General features: G+C 41.8%; 17 protein-coding genes and 4 tRNA genes. 17 read left to right on the top strand and 4 right to left on the bottom strand.

Annotation, left to right across the window (positions count from 1 at the left end):
• Positions 1-47: 47 nt before the first annotated feature.
• The 3 genes from WC819_02340 (at position 48) to WC819_02330 (ending at position 414) form a co-directional block, all read left to right on the top strand.
• Positions 48-120: transfer RNA gene (locus WC819_02340), tRNA-Ala, on the top strand.
• 99 nt (positions 121-219) lie between these two features.
• Positions 220-316, top strand: a tRNA-OTHER gene (locus WC819_02335).
• A gap of 24 nt (positions 317-340) precedes the next feature.
• Positions 341-414: transfer RNA gene (locus WC819_02330), tRNA-Ile, on the top strand.
• A 136-nt stretch (positions 415-550) separates the two neighbouring features.
• Here WC819_02330 and WC819_02325 read toward each other — a convergent pair.
• Positions 551-2,014: a hypothetical protein gene (locus WC819_02325; GenBank protein MFA5986163.1), complete on the bottom strand. Its 1,464-nt coding sequence runs from the start codon at positions 2,012-2,014 to the stop codon at positions 551-553.
• Between the two features lie 110 nt (positions 2,015-2,124).
• Here WC819_02325 and WC819_02320 point away from each other — a divergent pair, with 110 nt between their 5' ends.
• Positions 2,125-2,577: a hypothetical protein gene (locus WC819_02320; protein MFA5986162.1), complete on the top strand. Its 453-nt coding sequence runs from the start codon at positions 2,125-2,127 to the stop codon at positions 2,575-2,577.
• 56 nt (positions 2,578-2,633) lie between these two features.
• On the opposite strand, the gene WC819_02315 is transcribed toward WC819_02320, so the two are convergent.
• Positions 2,634-2,706, bottom strand: a tRNA-Lys gene (locus WC819_02315).
• Positions 2,707-2,816: 110 nt separating this feature from the next.
• Here WC819_02315 and WC819_02310 point away from each other — a divergent pair.
• The 10 genes from WC819_02310 (at position 2,817) to atpG (ending at position 10,808) form a co-directional block, all read left to right on the top strand.
• A complete protein-coding gene (locus WC819_02310; GenBank protein MFA5986161.1) occupies positions 2,817-3,851 on the top strand; it encodes a YCF48-related protein in 1,035 nt (344 codons plus the stop codon).
• 14 nt (positions 3,852-3,865) lie between these two features.
• Positions 3,866-4,423: a ribosome recycling factor gene (frr, locus tag WC819_02305; GenBank protein ID MFA5986160.1), complete on the top strand. Its 558-nt coding sequence runs from the start codon at positions 3,866-3,868 to the stop codon at positions 4,421-4,423.
• A gap of 18 nt (positions 4,424-4,441) precedes the next feature.
• Positions 4,442-5,797 (top strand): RIP metalloprotease RseP, encoded by a 1,356-nt coding sequence (rseP, locus tag WC819_02300; protein ID MFA5986159.1) that lies wholly within the window; start codon positions 4,442-4,444, stop codon positions 5,795-5,797.
• 115 nt (positions 5,798-5,912) lie between these two features.
• Positions 5,913-6,143, top strand: coding sequence for an AtpZ/AtpI family protein (locus WC819_02295; GenBank protein MFA5986158.1), 231 nt, complete (start codon positions 5,913-5,915; stop codon positions 6,141-6,143).
• Between the two features lie 57 nt (positions 6,144-6,200).
• Entirely contained in the window at positions 6,201-6,956 is a 756-nt protein-coding gene (gene atpB / locus WC819_02290; protein MFA5986157.1) for a F0F1 ATP synthase subunit A, read from the top strand.
• Positions 6,957-7,039: 83 nt separating this feature from the next.
• The gene (atpE, locus tag WC819_02285; GenBank protein MFA5986156.1) at positions 7,040-7,309 is read left to right on the top strand and encodes an ATP synthase F0 subunit C; all 270 of its coding nucleotides are present in this window, start codon (positions 7,040-7,042) and stop codon (positions 7,307-7,309) included.
• Between the two features lie 96 nt (positions 7,310-7,405).
• Complete coding sequence (gene atpF, locus WC819_02280) at positions 7,406-7,900, top strand: F0F1 ATP synthase subunit B (GenBank protein MFA5986155.1); 495 nt, start codon at positions 7,406-7,408, stop codon at positions 7,898-7,900.
• A 3-nt stretch (positions 7,901-7,903) separates the two neighbouring features.
• Complete coding sequence (gene atpH / locus WC819_02275) at positions 7,904-8,311, top strand: ATP synthase F1 subunit delta (protein ID MFA5986154.1); 408 nt, start codon at positions 7,904-7,906, stop codon at positions 8,309-8,311.
• A 35-nt stretch (positions 8,312-8,346) separates the two neighbouring features.
• Positions 8,347-9,849, top strand: a complete 1,503-nt coding sequence (gene atpA / locus WC819_02270; protein MFA5986153.1) for a F0F1 ATP synthase subunit alpha — start codon at positions 8,347-8,349, stop codon at positions 9,847-9,849.
• Positions 9,850-9,851: 2 nt separating this feature from the next.
• On the top strand, positions 9,852-10,808 hold the full coding sequence (gene atpG, locus WC819_02265) for an ATP synthase F1 subunit gamma (protein MFA5986152.1): 957 nt from the start codon (positions 9,852-9,854) through the stop codon (positions 10,806-10,808).
• A 207-nt stretch (positions 10,809-11,015) separates the two neighbouring features.
• Here atpG and WC819_02260 read toward each other — a convergent pair whose 3' ends face one another.
• Positions 11,016-11,252: a hypothetical protein gene (locus tag WC819_02260; GenBank protein MFA5986151.1), complete on the bottom strand. Its 237-nt coding sequence runs from the start codon at positions 11,250-11,252 to the stop codon at positions 11,016-11,018.
• 254 nt (positions 11,253-11,506) lie between these two features.
• Between WC819_02260 and atpD the strand changes: the two genes are divergently transcribed.
• Positions 11,507-12,886, top strand: coding sequence for a F0F1 ATP synthase subunit beta (gene atpD, locus WC819_02255; GenBank protein MFA5986150.1), 1,380 nt, complete (start codon positions 11,507-11,509; stop codon positions 12,884-12,886).
• An 18-nt stretch (positions 12,887-12,904) separates the two neighbouring features.
• Positions 12,905-13,330, top strand: a complete 426-nt coding sequence (gene atpC / locus WC819_02250) for an ATP synthase F1 subunit epsilon (protein ID MFA5986149.1) — start codon at positions 12,905-12,907, stop codon at positions 13,328-13,330.
• Between the two features lie 103 nt (positions 13,331-13,433).
• Here atpC and WC819_02245 read toward each other — a convergent pair whose 3' ends face one another.
• Positions 13,434-13,961: a carboxymuconolactone decarboxylase family protein gene (locus tag WC819_02245; protein ID MFA5986148.1), complete on the bottom strand. Its 528-nt coding sequence runs from the start codon at positions 13,959-13,961 to the stop codon at positions 13,434-13,436.
• 255 nt (positions 13,962-14,216) lie between these two features.
• Between WC819_02245 and WC819_02240 the strand changes: the two genes are divergently transcribed.
• Positions 14,217-15,269: an HTH domain-containing protein gene (locus WC819_02240; GenBank protein MFA5986147.1), complete on the top strand. Its 1,053-nt coding sequence runs from the start codon at positions 14,217-14,219 to the stop codon at positions 15,267-15,269.
• Positions 15,270-15,306: the final 37 nt, after the last annotated feature.

Below are 15,306 nucleotides of genomic sequence, written 5' to 3'. Positions count from 1 at the left end.
TTGCAGAACACATTTTTGATGATTGTTTGAAAATATAGCATAAGTTTGGGCCGGTAGCTCATCTGGTAGAGCGCCTCACTTGCACTGAGGAAGTGGCGGGTTCGAGTCCTGTCCGGTCCACAAAATAAGTTATAAGTCAAAAATTAAAAGTAAAAAATTGAGAAGGATGTTTTGCAAAAAATCTTTTTACTTTATACTTTTGACTTTTTACTTATTAACGGGCGATTAGCTCAGGTGGTTACCTGCCGGTAGGCAGGGAGCGCGCCCGCCGCGGCGGGTAATGACGAGGTCCGAGGTTCAAGTCCTCGATCGCTGGAGAAAGAAAAGAATAAAAGTATAAGGGCGATTAGCTCAGGTGGTTAGAGCGCGTCACTGATAATGACGAGGTCCGAGGTTCAAGTCCTCGATCGCCCACACATTTTTAAATAAATCGCTAACCAAAGCGCGCCCGTCGCGGCGGGTAATGACGATGTCCGATGTTCAAGCTCGCCACGGCGAGTTGTTCATAAAAAAACACATCCCTTGAGGATGTGTTTTCCTTTTGAATTATTTAGAATATAAGACTTTCTTTTTCGGGAAATTCGATCGAGCGCAATCCTCGTCTGACTGTGTCATAAGAATCAATGAAATAAAGTCGATCCATTTTTTGCTTGTCGATCACTTTGGTTTCTTTTTCATTGAGTGAGATAATTGTGTCTGTGATACGACTGCCACGATAGTCTAGTTCGGTAATTTTAATATCATTGTTGATTGTAAAAATGACGTGTTCATAATCTTTCGCAAAATGTACATTATTGATAAATTGTGAAAATCGTACAATGGAGTGCGCATCATCCTCTTGTCGTACAGGTTGTGCATCCCAATCACGTGTGAAATAGACAAAGATCTCAAAAGGAGAATAAAACAACAATTTTTTCCCATCATCTGAGAAATTTGCGCCAATAATATCCGATCCGATTTTCTTATTGTAAATATTGCGCTCGCCCTTGTTATATATGTATACAGTTTTATTCGTGTCATCCAAAACGGCAATGCGATGTGTATCATAAGCGTCAAGGCGAATGCTTGTTGCTCCTTGTAGAATATCAAAAGCAGTGATTTGTTCCAAATTTTTTCCATTGATATCTCGGTCATGAAGCACAGCGTATTCATTTGTAAACACATAGAGACCGTCATCGGTAAAGTCATAAGCGAGTACGCGGTCGGCAACAATTTCCGGAACGACAGTATTCTCGTCATCTATTTGTGCTCGCCATAACTTATTTTGAGCAAGGAAAAAAAGAGCGTTGCGATCTTTGGGATCCCAGCGTACCGATTGTAACTGACCAAGAGAGATTTTTTCCGAGAGGAGAAATGAGTCATTCGTTTTACTATAAGCGATCGCATAGTCCTTGTTGGAGGAATTTTCAATATCTTCAAGAGGAATAATCAGCTCATGACTGTTTGGTGACCACTCGATATTTTCACGTGTATTTGCTGTGAATTTTTTTTGCATAAAAAGAAAGGTATTTGTGGTTTCATCTTTTTTTGCATCGAAAATGTGGACAGTTTGCACTTTGCCAATTTGTTTTGAACAGGCAAAGAGATTTTCATCCGGAGCAGGAAAAAATTGATCGATATCAGAAATAGCATAGCTTGTTGGTTCATAAGCGTTGCGCAACAGTGTAATGTTCCAAAATTCTGTGGAGAGGCCACTATGTACAATGGCTGATTTTTCCCATGTTCTAAATCCTTCGGCAGAAACTTTTAGGGTGTGTGTTTTTGGGCGGATGCCACTAATGTAGTAAGAATCATTGATGACATTGATCAGTTTCGATTGAGGTGCGCGGTCGTCTACATATACGGAAATGGTTTTGGGGTTCGCTTTTACCGTGATCGAACCTGTGTGCACAAATATCTTTTGTGCAAAATCATGGCGATAGCCAAAGACAAAGAAAAGCACGGATGCTGTTGTGACAAAATAGGAAACAAAAAGGATCCAAAAGAAAATACGTCGTGAAATAGGGGTTTTCATAACAAATATAACAATAAATGATGTTGAATTACCAGTATAGTATACATTATACTACAAATCAACCATAAAGTGATGTATAATGATGTAGTCCCTCAATAATATAAAAACGTATGGATTTTTTTTCAACAAACTCATGGATGATCATTGGAATTATTGTAGCTATTGGCGTTGTCCTTGCGCCAGTTGTTCAGGTTGTCTGGGCATCCCGTTTTCTTATGGCGAGTTACGTTGCCTATGCCCTTGTTTTGCTAATGCCGGACAAATTTGCATTCAATCCGTACGCAGATGTCATTTTTTTTACAGCACTCATGTTGGGGCTTGCTTTGGTGGAAAAATGGCGACTTTTTGATACGGGAGAGTGGATGACGGGACGGTTTAGCTATCAGGCTTTTGTTTTGACCGTACTGACAGTTTTTTATCTTTCTGCACTATTTTGTTATTTTCTTCCTTTTTCTTTGATAAGTTTTTTTATGACAAAAGAGGTGTGGCAAGTGTTCATAGATTATATCTTTTATTTTGCCGTTGCACCGCTCATCTTTGTGATCCTATTTATAAAAAGATAACGCTTATCAAAGCAAAATAAAACAGCCACCGCGATATGATCGAGAGACTGCTGTTGTGGGCGCAGAGGGATTCGGACCCCCGACCATCTCCTTAAAAGGGAGTTGCTCTACCGACTGAGCTATGCGCCCGCGCAATAATACATAATAACAGTGTTGATTATATAGAAGAATGAGCGGTGTGTCAACAGTGGTTTTTTTTCGTGTGATGTTGTATGATTGTATATATGAGATATTTTTTAATGACAATTTTGATTGCTGGAATCATGATGCTTTTTGGGTGTACTCTTGGCGGAAGCAGTAGTACAACAGGTGGCGTCATGAAGAGCGTGGATGCGGGCAAGACGTTTGAATCGCGTGTGACAATTGATGAGAAAAATTCTCTTGCACGGACAAATGTTTTATCCATGGCGATCGATCCTGTAAATAATAGTACGGTATATATCGGCACAGACCGTAGCGGGGTATATGTCAGTATGGATGGAGCATTGTCGTGGAAACAAATCGATGTTGGTTTGAGCGATATCACCAATGTTGCGATCAGCCCTATAAATACACAAAGAATATATGTTAGCGGGATGTATAATGGTCGCGGAAGTGTGATCCTCACTGATGATGGTGGTGTGAATTGGCGACGGGTATATGTAGAACCGGAAGATGGAACAAATATTACATCAATGATCACATCACTGACAAATGGTAATATTGTATATATTGGCACGAGTGGCGGAACAATTGCACGCACAGGAAACGGTGGCGAGAGTTGGGAAAATCTTTATCATGCAAACAGTATCATCAATGATCTGTTGATCGATGCCAGCGACCTCAATACGCTATATGCACTTGTGAGCAATGATGACATTGTGCGGACGCGGGATGGAGGTACGACGTTTGAAAGCATTGGTGATCTGAAGCGCGTAAGAGATGTTGAGGGGGTATATGATGGTAATCTATTTTCTATAGCAGTAAGTCCGGCAGTGTCCGGTGTGATTTTTGTCGGTACTGATCAAGGTGTCTTCCGATCTGCGGATTATGGATTGTCATGGACAAGTGTTGATGTGATTGCGAGTACGATCGGCATTCCTATTCATGCGATTAAGGTGAGTCCGCATGATCCAAATCAGTTGGTATATGCTGCTGCGAAGGCGGTTTATACCAGCGTGCCGGGCGGATGGGCAATTACGGATACGACAAGTGAACGTGTTGTGGACGTGATCAGGCATGATCCGATCGATCCAAATGTTGTATATATCGGTTTGAGAAAAGCAGCTAATTAATCATAAAAAATAGTATGTATAAAGAAATCATTGCTTTGCATAAGGAGGAATTAAAAGATGTGATCGAGCATTTTGAGGGGGAGACTACAAAAATTCGCACAGGAAGGGCTAATCCGGGAATTGTGGAAAATATCATGGTGGATTGTTATGGTACGGCAACGCCGGTCAAACAAATTGCAAACATTTCTGTGCCGGAGGCTCGTCAGTTGCTTGTGCAGCCGTGGGATCGCTCGAATTTGCAGGCGATAGAAAAGGCGATTGTAATTGCTGACGTTGGCGCAAATGTGTCTAATGACGGTATTGCAACGCGACTATCATTTCCGCCGATGACAGAGGAAAATCGTAAAAGTCTCGTAAAAGTGCTCAATCAAAAAGCGGAAGAGGCGCGTGTTGGCGTGCGCACCGTACGGGAAGATGCGTGGAAAGATATTCAAAAACAGGAGAAGTCCGGTGAGATCACAGAAGATGAAAAGTTTATTGGTAAAGACGAATTGCAAGAGGTGGTTGATGCGTACAATAAGACAATCGAAGAAATTCGCAAAAAGAAAGAGCAGGAGATTATGACTATTTAAATTGAAATATATATTACTATGTTTGTAACAATCATTATTTTTGGGCTGATTTTGGGTCTTTTGATTTTTGTACATGAACTTGGGCACTTTCTTACAGCGAGGCGAAACGGCGTGACTGCACATGAGTTTGGTTTTGGTTTTCCGCCACGTATTATTGGTATCGTAGAAAATCCATCTACAAAAAAGAAAAAAATTATTTTCGGTAATCAGGAATATTACGGAGAAAAGACCTTGTATTCGATTAATGCAATTCCTCTAGGGGGTTTTGTGCGGATCAAGGGAGAAAATCCTGTGGATGAAAAAGATGTTAAAAATTTTGACAAATTGACAGAAGCAGATAAAGAGTATATTCGCATGGCAACGGATCCTGATAGCTTTTCGGTCCAATCCATTTGGGCGCGTTTCAAGATCCTTGTTGCGGGCGTTATGATGAATTTTGTGCTTGCGTGGGTATTGATTAGCATTGTGCTCATGATCGGTGCACCAGAACCGCTTAATGATAATATGGGAGATTTTTCATTTAGTCCTTTCGGCATTGAGATTTTTTCACGGCACAATGAGGATACATATGATTTTTCACATATAAAGGAGGGGTATGTCATGCGAACATCCGGTGGAAAAAGCGTACTTTTTGGACAAATCAATTTTGACACGGCACAAAAAATAAAAAAGATCACAACACTTTCTCTACCGACGGTAATGATCGAGAGCGTGCAGGAGGATTCTGTTGCAAGTGCAACCGGCATAAAGATCGGAGATAAAATTGTTTCTTTGTGTGAGAATGATGTCTGTAGCACCATTGAAAATAGTGGAGAATTTCAAAAGTTTGTCAGCAGTCATGCGGATCAAGAGATCATCGTGCATATTCTTCGCGGAAAAGAGGATATTTCTCTTTCTATGACGCCAAAAAACCAAAACGGAAAAGGAATGATCGGTGTGAGTTTGGCTGATATTACCATCGTGCGGTATGCGTGGTATGCGGCGTTGTGGGAGAGTCTTATGCGCGTGATCAGCTTGACGATCATGATCCTCTCTGCGTTTGGTGCGCTCATTGTTTCAATTTTTGCGGGTGGGGGAGTGCATGCAGAAATTGCCGGTCCGGTGGGAATTGCAATGATGACACAACAAATGCGTGATATGGGACTCGCATATCTTTTGCAATTTGCCGCAATTTTGAGTGTGAACCTGGGCATCATCAATATCCTGCCAATTCCTGCGCTTGACGGCGGGAGAATTTTGTTTTTGATCATTGAAAAAATCAAAGGGAAACCGGTTAATCAGCGCATTGAAGGAATCATGCATTCTGCATTTTTTATTGCATTATTGGTCCTGATGGCAGTGATCACGATTCGTGATGTGACAAAGTTTTTCTAAAGAATGAAAAATCCTATTGTCATATATATGACAATAGGATTTTTTGACGGTGCTGGGGATGGTAGAACTATTTAAAAAATATTGACAATTCAAAAAAGTAGCGGTAATATTAAATATGTTGAAAAATAAAGGACAAAAAACCGCAGAAGGCAGCACGTTTATTGCGCTGTCGTTAGTTTTTGAAATAGGGTATATGATCGCTATCCCAGCTGTTGGGTTTTCTTTTGGCGGGAGATATCTGGACATCCATTTTGGGACATCACCGCTATTTCTTCTGCTTGGTATCGTGGGTTCACTCATGTTGTCATCATATCTGGTGTACAAAAAAGTGAAGCAACTACAGTAGGATGTTACGGTTTTTTGCAGGTCTCATGTAATTGGTGAAGATTCACATACAAATTTTATGGACATAGACATTTCATTGGTGCCGGAAGTATTGACGAGTGTTGCGGGTTTTCCAATTACAAATACTTTTTTTATGACGATGGTCGTAAGCCTCTTGATCATCATAGGGTCGTACATTTTGAATCGTCGCATGACTATTGTACCGCGTGGCTTTCAAAATATTGTTGAAATAGTATTGGAGGCACTTCTGGATCTTGTTGATAGTGTGACAGGGGATCGTGCGCAAAGTAAGAAATTTTTTCCAATCGTTGCCACGATTTTTATTTTTGTCATTTTATCCAATTGGATCGGACTTCTCCCTGGTATGGGGACATTTGGTGTGGAGCAGATGCATGGCGAGGAGAATGTACTCGTGTCTTTTGTGCGCAGTCCTAGTGCGGATTTGAATTTGACGATCACGCTTGCGCTTTTTGCTGTTATTGCGGCGCAGGTTTTTGGCGTGCGTGCTGTCGGTCTCAGAGGATATCTTGGGAAGTTTTTTGTCAGTCCGCTTAAAAAACCGTATGGTATTGGGACTTTTGTGGGTGTGTTGGAAATCATTTCAGAATTTGCTAAAGTCATTTCATTTTCCTTTCGTCTTTTTGGCAATGTATTTGCGGGAGAAGTTTTGCTTTTGGTGATGTTGTCGCTCGTGCCACCGCTCGTGCCGATACCGTTTATGTTGTTGGAGGTTTTTGTGGGGTTTATTCAAGCGCTTGTGTTTGCAATGTTGACATTGGTTTTTTTCAAGATGGCAACAGAGGCACATCATTAATTTTTTTAGTTGGTTAAATAGTTATTTGATCGGATCACTGTTTCCGAATAAATAACTTCGTAACTAAGTAAAACAAGACGAATATGGGAAATGAAGAAATAAAGGCAGTTGTCGAAGGTGCGCTGAACAATGTGGAATCTGCAAAAGCGCTTGGTGCAGCCTTGGCAATCGGTCTTGGTGCAATCGGTCCCGGTATCGGTATCGGTATTCTCGCATCAAAGGCACTAGAGGCAATCGGACGCAATCCTGAAGCAGAATCAAAGATCAAGACAAACATGATCTTGGCAATCGCTTTCACGGAAGCAATCGCGATCTATGCATTGGTTATCGCCCTTATTATTCTTTTTGTATAATAAAGGATCACGTGAATACATACAGTGGGTGGGTGAAGTCCCGCTCATTGCATTGTGGTCATTTGATTACTATTTAGAAAATTTAAAATTACCAATATGAGTGAGTTGCTATCCAGTCTCGGACTAAATATAAAATTGTTTATTCCACAAGTCATAAATTTTTGTATTGTGCTTTTTGTGTTGTATCGCTTTGCATACAAGCCCGTATTAAAGATGCTCGACGAACGAACGACAAAGATCGAGAAAGGTCTTGCAGATGCAGAAGAATCACAAAAGAAGCTGGAGGATATCGTACAGAAAGAAAAAGAGGTAATTATTGAAGCAAAAAAGCAGGCAAAGGATATTATCGAAAAAGCACAAGGACAAGCGCAGGTGCAACGTGAAGAATTGATCGCACTGGCAAAAGATGAATCGCAAAAAATGATCACAAAGGCGCAAAAAAGCATCGAAGAAGAAAAAAATAAAATGGTAAGCGAGGCAAAAAAGGAAATTGCATCTCTTGTGTCACTTGCAGTGGAGAAAGTGATTGGCGAAAAAATAGACGAGAGACTCGATGCAAAGATCATTGCGGATGTCATTAATACAAAATAGTTTATGAAGGTATCGGCAAAACAATATGCACAGACAGTGTATGATCTCACAAAAGGAAAAGATCAACAGGATGCGCGCGGCGTGATTGTTCAATTTATGCAGTTGCTCAAAAAGAATGGTCATGTCAAGATGGGATCTCAAATTGTTTCGCGCTTTGAGGATGTATATAATGCAGAGAACAGTATCATTGTGGCAAAAGTGACGAGTGCAATTTCTCTTGATGACGCACAAAAAACGCATATCATGAAATTTGTGCAAAAACGTTTTGGCACAAGCAATGCAGAACTCAGATACAGTGTTGATCCATCAATCAAGGGCGGTATCATCGTGCGTGTGGGTGATGAGGTGATCGATGCAAGCATAGCGGGTCGCATGAAAAATATGAAAAAGGCCTTGATGCGTAATTTTTAAATAATTCAAAAAGTAACAATTTTTATACAATATTTATGAGCAAAGATTATATCATTGAACAACTTAAAAAGCAGATCACGCAAGCTGAGATGGATGCGCGATCGGAAAAAGTGGGCACTGTGCTCGAAGTGCGTGATGGTATCGTGCGCATGGATGGTCTGTCGGACGTGATGGCGTCGGAGATGATCACATTTGCAGACGGTACGGTGGGCGTTGCTCTCAATCTTGAGGAGGATCAGGTTGGTGCCATGGTCTTAGGTGATTTTAAGGGTATCAAAGAGGGTGACGAGGTGCGTTCAACGGGAAATATTCTCTCTATCCCTGTGTCAGAAAAAGTGATCGGTCGCGTCATCAATCCAATCGGCAAAGCGGTTGATGGGAAAGAAGAAATTGTATCAGATGTTCGATATCCGATCGAAAAACTTGCACCGGGTGTGATCGAGCGTAAATCTGTGCACCAACCGGTGCAAACAGGCATCAAAGCGATCGATGCAATGATCCCGATCGGTCGTGGACAGCGTGAATTGATCATTGGTGATCGACAGGTGGGCAAGACGGCGATTGCAATTGACACGATCATCAATCAAAAGGGACAAGATATGATCTGTGTGTATGTAGCAATCGGTCAAAAGGAGTCTAAAGTTGCACGTATCATGAATGAATTGGAGAAGCGTGGCGCTATGGAGTACACGACGATTGTTATTGCGGGTGCGTCAGATCCGGCAGCATATTCATTTATCGCACCGTATGCGGGAGCGGCAATTGCGGAATATTTTATGGATCAAGGGAAAGACGTGTTGGTGGTATATGATGATCTTTCCAAACATGCGTGGGCATATCGTCAGATCTCTCTGATCTTGAAGCGTCCGCCGGGACGCGAGGCATATCCTGGAGATATTTTCTACTTGCATTCACGCTTGTTGGAGCGCAGTGCAAAACGCGACGAGAAATATGGCGGAGGTTCGATCACTGCACTGCCGATCATCGAGACACAAGCGGGTGATGTTAGTGCATACATTCCGACGAATGTGATCTCAATTACAGACGGTCAGATCTACTTGGAAGCAGATTTGTTTAATAAGGGCATCCGTCCGGCGTTGAATGTGGGTCTTTCGGTGTCACGCGTGGGATCAAGTGCGCAGACAAAGGCGATGAAAAAGGTTGCGGGAAAGTTACGCTTGGATCTTGCACAGTTTCGTGAATTGGAAGCGTTTGCACAGTTTGGGTCGGATCTCGATGCACAGACACGAGCGCAAATCGAACGCGGTCGTCGTACTGTAGAATTATTGAAACAAGATCAGTATTCCCCGATGCCTTTTGAAGAGCAGGCGTCAGTGATCTATGCGTTGATCAACGGTTTTGTCGATGATGTGGACGTGGCAAAAGTTCTCGGATGGGAAAAGGCGTTCTGCTTGTATTTGCGTACACAGCAAAAAGAATTATTACAAGATATCGTTGCAAAGAAAGAGCTCACTGATGACATCACTGCGCGTCTGGAACAAGCGATCAAAGATTTTAAAGAAACTTTTGTAGAATAGGTATGTTAAATTCCAAGGAAATCCGGCGACGGATCAAATCAATCAATAATACGGGCAAGATCACACGTGCGATGGAGATGGTTTCTGCTGCAAAAATGCGCAAATCCACAGAGCGTGTATTGCAAATTCGTGCTTATGCGCATGCCGCATGGAGCGTCTTGACCAATCTCGCGCGGTCGTTTGACCAGTACAATTACGGTTTGTTGGAGGTACGTGAGGTGAAGAACGTCTTGATCGTGGCGATCACATCAAATCGCGGATTATGTGGTTCATTCAATGCACAGATCATGAAAAAGATCAAAGAAGAGATCACGCATCCGGAAAAACTCAAGGTCAATCGTATCGGCACAAAAACAATTCAGTCACATGTTGCGAATGAAGATTTGAAGATCGATTTTATCACTGTTGGCCGCAAAGGAGAATCATTGGTCAAAAAACTGGGCAGGGAGATCATTGCCTCCTTCCCGGATCTGACCTATCTCCCGGGCATTGAGCAAGTGCGTCCTTTGTCAAAAATTGTGATCGATGATTATCTGGAGAAAAAATATGACAAGGTGGTGATCGCTTATACGGATTATGTGTCCACAGTGATGCAACAGCCAAAGATCAGACAAATATTACCGATATCCAAAGTGGATCTCGAAAAACAAATTGTGGAGATGAACAATCTCGCGAAAGAGCATGGCCTCAAAAAACCGTTGACAGAATATAAGGTTGAGCCGAGTCCTGACGCGGTTTTGACGCACATTTTTCCCAGACTCATCGAGATGCAACTCTATCATGCGATCTTGGAATCCAACGCATCCAAAGAATCCGCACGCATGGTTGCGATGAAAAACGCCACAGATGCTGCAAAGGATATGAGCGCAGACCTGACACTCGCCTATAACCAAATCCGTCAGATGAAGATCACGCAAGAGATCGCGGAGATCAGCGCAGGGAGAGCAGCGTTGGAGTAGAAAGTTTGTAAAGTTTATAAAGTAGAAAGTTTGTAAAGCTTGTAAAGTTCATAAAGTAGAAATAAAAAGAAATTTCAATTTTGAATTGTGGATCAATACACAATGATCCAGACTCCAAAATTGAAATTTTGGAAAAAAGTTATTTAAAAAATAAAACCACACTCTGCAAATATTGTTTGCAAAATGTGGTATATGAACAACAGTGGGTCAGTTGGTCTGCTGTTCTGATGGTGTCAAGGAGGCATATCCTATCGAACAGATTATGATAAAAATCGCCGTGATGACCATAAATATCAGGAGGGGCACACTGCTAAGTGCCCAACCCCAATCAGTTGAACCGTATAAATTGGCGGTTTTCCAATCGTCAACCAGTGTCCCAACCCCGCTTGTCACAAGGGAAATGGACAACACTGACGCCAAAAGTATTACTGCTATTTTTTTCATGGTCTGACTCCTTTAAAAGAACGTTTTGAGAGTTTTGTTGGATTTATCACTTTCTTTCATTATAGCATATTTATAAGCAAAAGTCAATAGCTAAAATTACCATTCAAAACTTAAAATTATTTGAGTTTTGACCGTGATTTTCACAGATGAAATTTGTAGAGCAAGGAGTTCGTAATGTTCATAAGGTTTATAAAGTAAAAAAATACTTTGTAAACTTTACAGACTTTATAAACTTATAACTAAAAGATAATTCTATGAGTAAAGGTAAGATCATACAAGTAATTGGACCTGTGGTGGATGTGGAATTTTCCGGGCAATTGCCGAGGATCTATGATGCCCTCAAGGTTATTGTGGATGACAAGACGTCCATTATTTTGGAAACGCATCAGCATCTCGGTGCAAGTAAAGTGCGTGCTGTTGCAATGGCTTCGACGGATGGTTTGAAACGCCAGATGGAAGTACAAGACACGGGTGCGCCAATTTCCGTACCGGTGGGTCCGGGTGTGTTGGGACGCATGTTTAACTTGCTTGGTGATACGATCGATGGGATCGATACGCCGGTTGTAGCAAAAGAAAGACACCCAATCCACAGAGAATCACCAAAATTTTCCGAGCAAGCGACAGAAGCGGAAATTCTCGAAACAGGGATCAAGGTGATCGATCTGATCTGTCCGTTTATCAAGGGTGGTAAGATCGGACTCTTTGGCGGTGCCGGTGTGGGGAAGACGGTGCTTATCCAAGAGCTTATTCGCAATATCGCACAAGAACACGGTGGCTACTCGATCTTTGCCGGTGTGGGAGAGCGTACGCGCGAGGGAAATGATCTTTATCATGAAATGAAAGATTCCGGCGTATTGGATAAGACAGCACTTGTGTTTGGTCAGATGAATGAACCGCCTGGAGCGCGTCAACGTGTTGCACTTTCTGCGCTCACAATGGCAGAATACTTCCGCGACCGTGAAGGACGAGACACGCTTCTTTTTATCGACAATATTTTCCGTTTCACACAAGCGGGTTCCGAGGTGTCCGCACTTTTGGGACGTATTCCATCAGCTGTGGGTTATCAGCCGACGCTCGCAGAAGAAATGGGACAACTGCAAGAACGCATCACGTCGACAAAAGATGGATCAGTAACTTCAGTTCAGGCGGTATATGTGCCAGCCGATGATCTTACTGATCCTGCACCGGCGACAACGTTTGGACATCTTGATTCAACTGTTGCACTTTCTCGTCCGCTTACTGAGCTTGGTATCTATCCTGCGGTAGATCCTCTTGACTCAAATTCGATTATCCTTGATCCGCATATTGTGGGCGAAGAACATTATACTGTTGCACGCGGTGTACAACAAGTCCTGCAACGTTATAAGGATCTGCAGGATATCATCGCAATTCTGGGTATGGAGGAATTGTCAGATGAGGATAAAGTGACAGTGATGCGCGCGCGCAAGGTTCAAAAGTATCTCTCACAGCCGTTTTTTGTGGCGGAGCAGTTTACCGGTGCGACAGGAAAATATGTAAAGATCAAAGATACCGTACGTGGATTTAAAATGATCCTCGATGGTGAATTGGATGATGTGCCGGAGCAAGATTTCTACATGAAGGGCGCAATTGAAGAAGTAAAAAAAGATAAATAGTTTTTACGTGAGTATATTATGTCACTTATTACACTAAAAGTGATCACGCCGGAAAGAGTCGTATTTGAGGGCGAGGTGGACCAAGTCACATTGCCGGTCAGTGACGGAGAAGTGACGATCTTGCCAAAACATCGATCGTACATTGCGTCTCTCAAGGTGGGTGAGATCACGACAAAAAAAGGTACGCAGGAGAGCAATATTGCTGTGGTGGGAGGCTTCTTGGAATTTGCGGATAATCAATTGACAGTGCTTGCGGATGAGGCACTTCGTGCAGAAGAGATTGATATCGAAGCGGCAGAAGCGGCGCGCAAACGTGCAGAGGATATCAAAAACAACGTCATTCGTACAGATGAAGTGGAATACGCGCGCGTTGCGGCGGCACTTGAACAAGAGTTATCAAAGATCAAGATCGCCAAAAAGTATCTTTCACGCAGAGGATTATAAAGATACGGTGCAAGGAACATGCTGTATGCGACTTATAATAAAAAAACAACCGTTTATACACGAACGGTTGTTTTTTTATTCTAAATAGTAGAGGAAAAATTTGTTATTTTGTATCCGGCAGGATGCGCAAAGCGTCGTTGAAACGATTGAGGAAGTTGAATGTGCCGATTACCGCAGTGATCTCGACAATTTCTTCGTCGGTAAATGTCGCTTGCATTTTTGCGATCAGTTCCGGATCAATGCTATATGCATGCTCTGTTGTTGCGCGCGCGTATTCGATCGCGAGTTTTTCTTTCTCGTCTGTTGACTGGTCGATATTGGCAAGATCTTCTTCTGAGACGTTAAATTCTACTAATTTCATTTTTGTTGCGCCAATGCAAAATTCGCATTTGTTGATGTCTGACACGACATATGCCACTTTCCATTTGAGCGTTGCTGATACGGGAGCATTGTCCATTACAGATTTGAACAGTGAAAAGAATCCGACCATCGTGTCTTCACAATTACCCATGACTTGGAGCCACTTTGGTACTTTGCCGGTTTTTTGGATGAAGTCGTCAAAGATCTTTCGTGCGTCACCGTGTAATTCTTCACAAGAAACGCAGTGTACAACTGGTTGTGTGGGGGACATATTCTTTATATTTATTAATTACACGTACAGTATATCACGGGACGGAAAACTTGACAAAAAATCAAATATTTGGTAGAATGGCACGAAGTATAAAAATTATGCATAAAGACGAAAGGAAGGACTTGGCATAGTAGTATTTTTGTATTATAATAAACAACCGGTCCTTATAGGTGTTTCTTTCTCGTTTTTATGAAAAAGTTGCATTAGTAATGGAATATTTAAGCGTTTTTTATCGGTTATTAATTGAGGAATTATATGAAAAATGATGAAAAAAAAGAACACATTGATTTGCACGGCGTTTTTCGTGCTGTTTTAAGTCATTTGCCGGAAAGATCACAGGATATCATTGCAAAACGATTTGGTGTAACAGAAAAAAAACCTCTGACATTGCAGGCAATCGGTGATGAATATAACATTACGAGAGAGAGGGTGCGACAAATTGTCCAATCCGGTCTTAAAAGTATGCGGGATGTCGAAGAGCATGATGATCTGGAAATGGTACAAAATGCAATTACGGATTTTGTGCAAAAGCATCATGGCATTGTTGCAGAGAATGCGATCATTGATTTTCTTGGTGGAGAAGAATATTCTTCACGAGGCTCTGTGCGTTTTTTTATAGAGGGTTTAACAGATGTGGAGTTTGTGAATGTAAAGAAGTATCCGGTTGAAGAGCGCGTTGTCATGCACGCTGATTTTGATGTGGAAAAGTGGTTTGCTGTGCATAATCTCGTCAAAGAACTATTAGAGGCGCAACAAAAAGTGCATACGATCGATCATATTCATAAACATGTTGCATCTACACACGAAAATATTGACCATGATCAGCTGATAAAATATCTCATTGTTTCACGTGAAATTGGGAAAAATCCATTTGATAAATGGGGGATTGTTGAATGGGATGATGTATCACCGCGCGGTGTGCGTGAGAAAGCGTTGCTCATTATGAAAGAGCAAAACAAACCGATGCATTTTCGCGAGATTGCAGAAGCGATCGATCACTACGGACTTGGGAAAAAAGGAAAAAAATCTCATCCACAAACAGTGCATAACGAGTTGATCCGTGATAAAAATTTCGTCTTGGTTGGACGTGGCGTTTACGCGCTTAATACGGAGAGCTATATTAAAGGAACGGTGAAAGATGTGATTGAAAATGTATTGAACAACTCTGATGAACCTCTTACAGCAGAGGAAGTGGTTGAGCGCGTATTGACAATGCGTTATGTCAAACCGTCAACGATCAAGGTAAATCTGAATGCGGTTGCAAAAAAACTCAACAAAAAATATACTCTAGATACGAAGCGTAAATAATGCTATAATAATTCTGTGATGGATAATATGTGATCAT

The sequence above is a fragment of the Parcubacteria group bacterium genome, assembly GCA_041660065.1.
GTDB lineage: Bacteria > Patescibacteriota > Minisyncoccia > Moranbacterales.
The sequence above is the reverse complement of the archived record's forward strand: the minus strand, read 5'-3'. Positions and strand labels throughout refer to the sequence as shown.

What these genes read in the sequence shown, in the direction of transcription:
- WC819_02325 (MFA5986163.1), bottom strand. Translation starts at nt 2,014, where the DNA reads ATGAAAACCCCTATTTCACGACGTATTTTCTTTTGGATCCTTTTTGTT.
- WC819_02320 (MFA5986162.1), top strand. Translation starts at nt 2,125, where the DNA reads ATGGATTTTTTTTCAACAAACTCATGGATGATCATTGGAATTATTGTA.
- WC819_02310 (MFA5986161.1), top strand. Translation starts at nt 2,817, where the DNA reads ATGACAATTTTGATTGCTGGAATCATGATGCTTTTTGGGTGTACTCTT.
- frr (MFA5986160.1), top strand. Translation starts at nt 3,866, where the DNA reads ATGTATAAAGAAATCATTGCTTTGCATAAGGAGGAATTAAAAGATGTG.
- rseP (MFA5986159.1), top strand. Translation starts at nt 4,442, where the DNA reads ATGTTTGTAACAATCATTATTTTTGGGCTGATTTTGGGTCTTTTGATT.
- WC819_02295 (MFA5986158.1), top strand. Translation starts at nt 5,913, where the DNA reads ATGTTGAAAAATAAAGGACAAAAAACCGCAGAAGGCAGCACGTTTATT.
- atpB (MFA5986157.1), top strand. Translation starts at nt 6,201, where the DNA reads ATGGACATAGACATTTCATTGGTGCCGGAAGTATTGACGAGTGTTGCG.
- atpE (MFA5986156.1), top strand. Translation starts at nt 7,040, where the DNA reads ATGGGAAATGAAGAAATAAAGGCAGTTGTCGAAGGTGCGCTGAACAAT.
- atpF (MFA5986155.1), top strand. Translation starts at nt 7,406, where the DNA reads ATGAGTGAGTTGCTATCCAGTCTCGGACTAAATATAAAATTGTTTATT.
- atpH (MFA5986154.1), top strand. Translation starts at nt 7,904, where the DNA reads ATGAAGGTATCGGCAAAACAATATGCACAGACAGTGTATGATCTCACA.
- atpA (MFA5986153.1), top strand. Translation starts at nt 8,347, where the DNA reads ATGAGCAAAGATTATATCATTGAACAACTTAAAAAGCAGATCACGCAA.
- atpG (MFA5986152.1), top strand. Translation starts at nt 9,852, where the DNA reads ATGTTAAATTCCAAGGAAATCCGGCGACGGATCAAATCAATCAATAAT.
- WC819_02260 (MFA5986151.1), bottom strand. Translation starts at nt 11,252, where the DNA reads ATGAAAAAAATAGCAGTAATACTTTTGGCGTCAGTGTTGTCCATTTCC.
- atpD (MFA5986150.1), top strand. Translation starts at nt 11,507, where the DNA reads ATGAGTAAAGGTAAGATCATACAAGTAATTGGACCTGTGGTGGATGTG.
- atpC (MFA5986149.1), top strand. Translation starts at nt 12,905, where the DNA reads ATGTCACTTATTACACTAAAAGTGATCACGCCGGAAAGAGTCGTATTT.
- WC819_02245 (MFA5986148.1), bottom strand. Translation starts at nt 13,961, where the DNA reads ATGTCCCCCACACAACCAGTTGTACACTGCGTTTCTTGTGAAGAATTA.
- WC819_02240 (MFA5986147.1), top strand. Translation starts at nt 14,217, where the DNA reads ATGAAAAATGATGAAAAAAAAGAACACATTGATTTGCACGGCGTTTTT.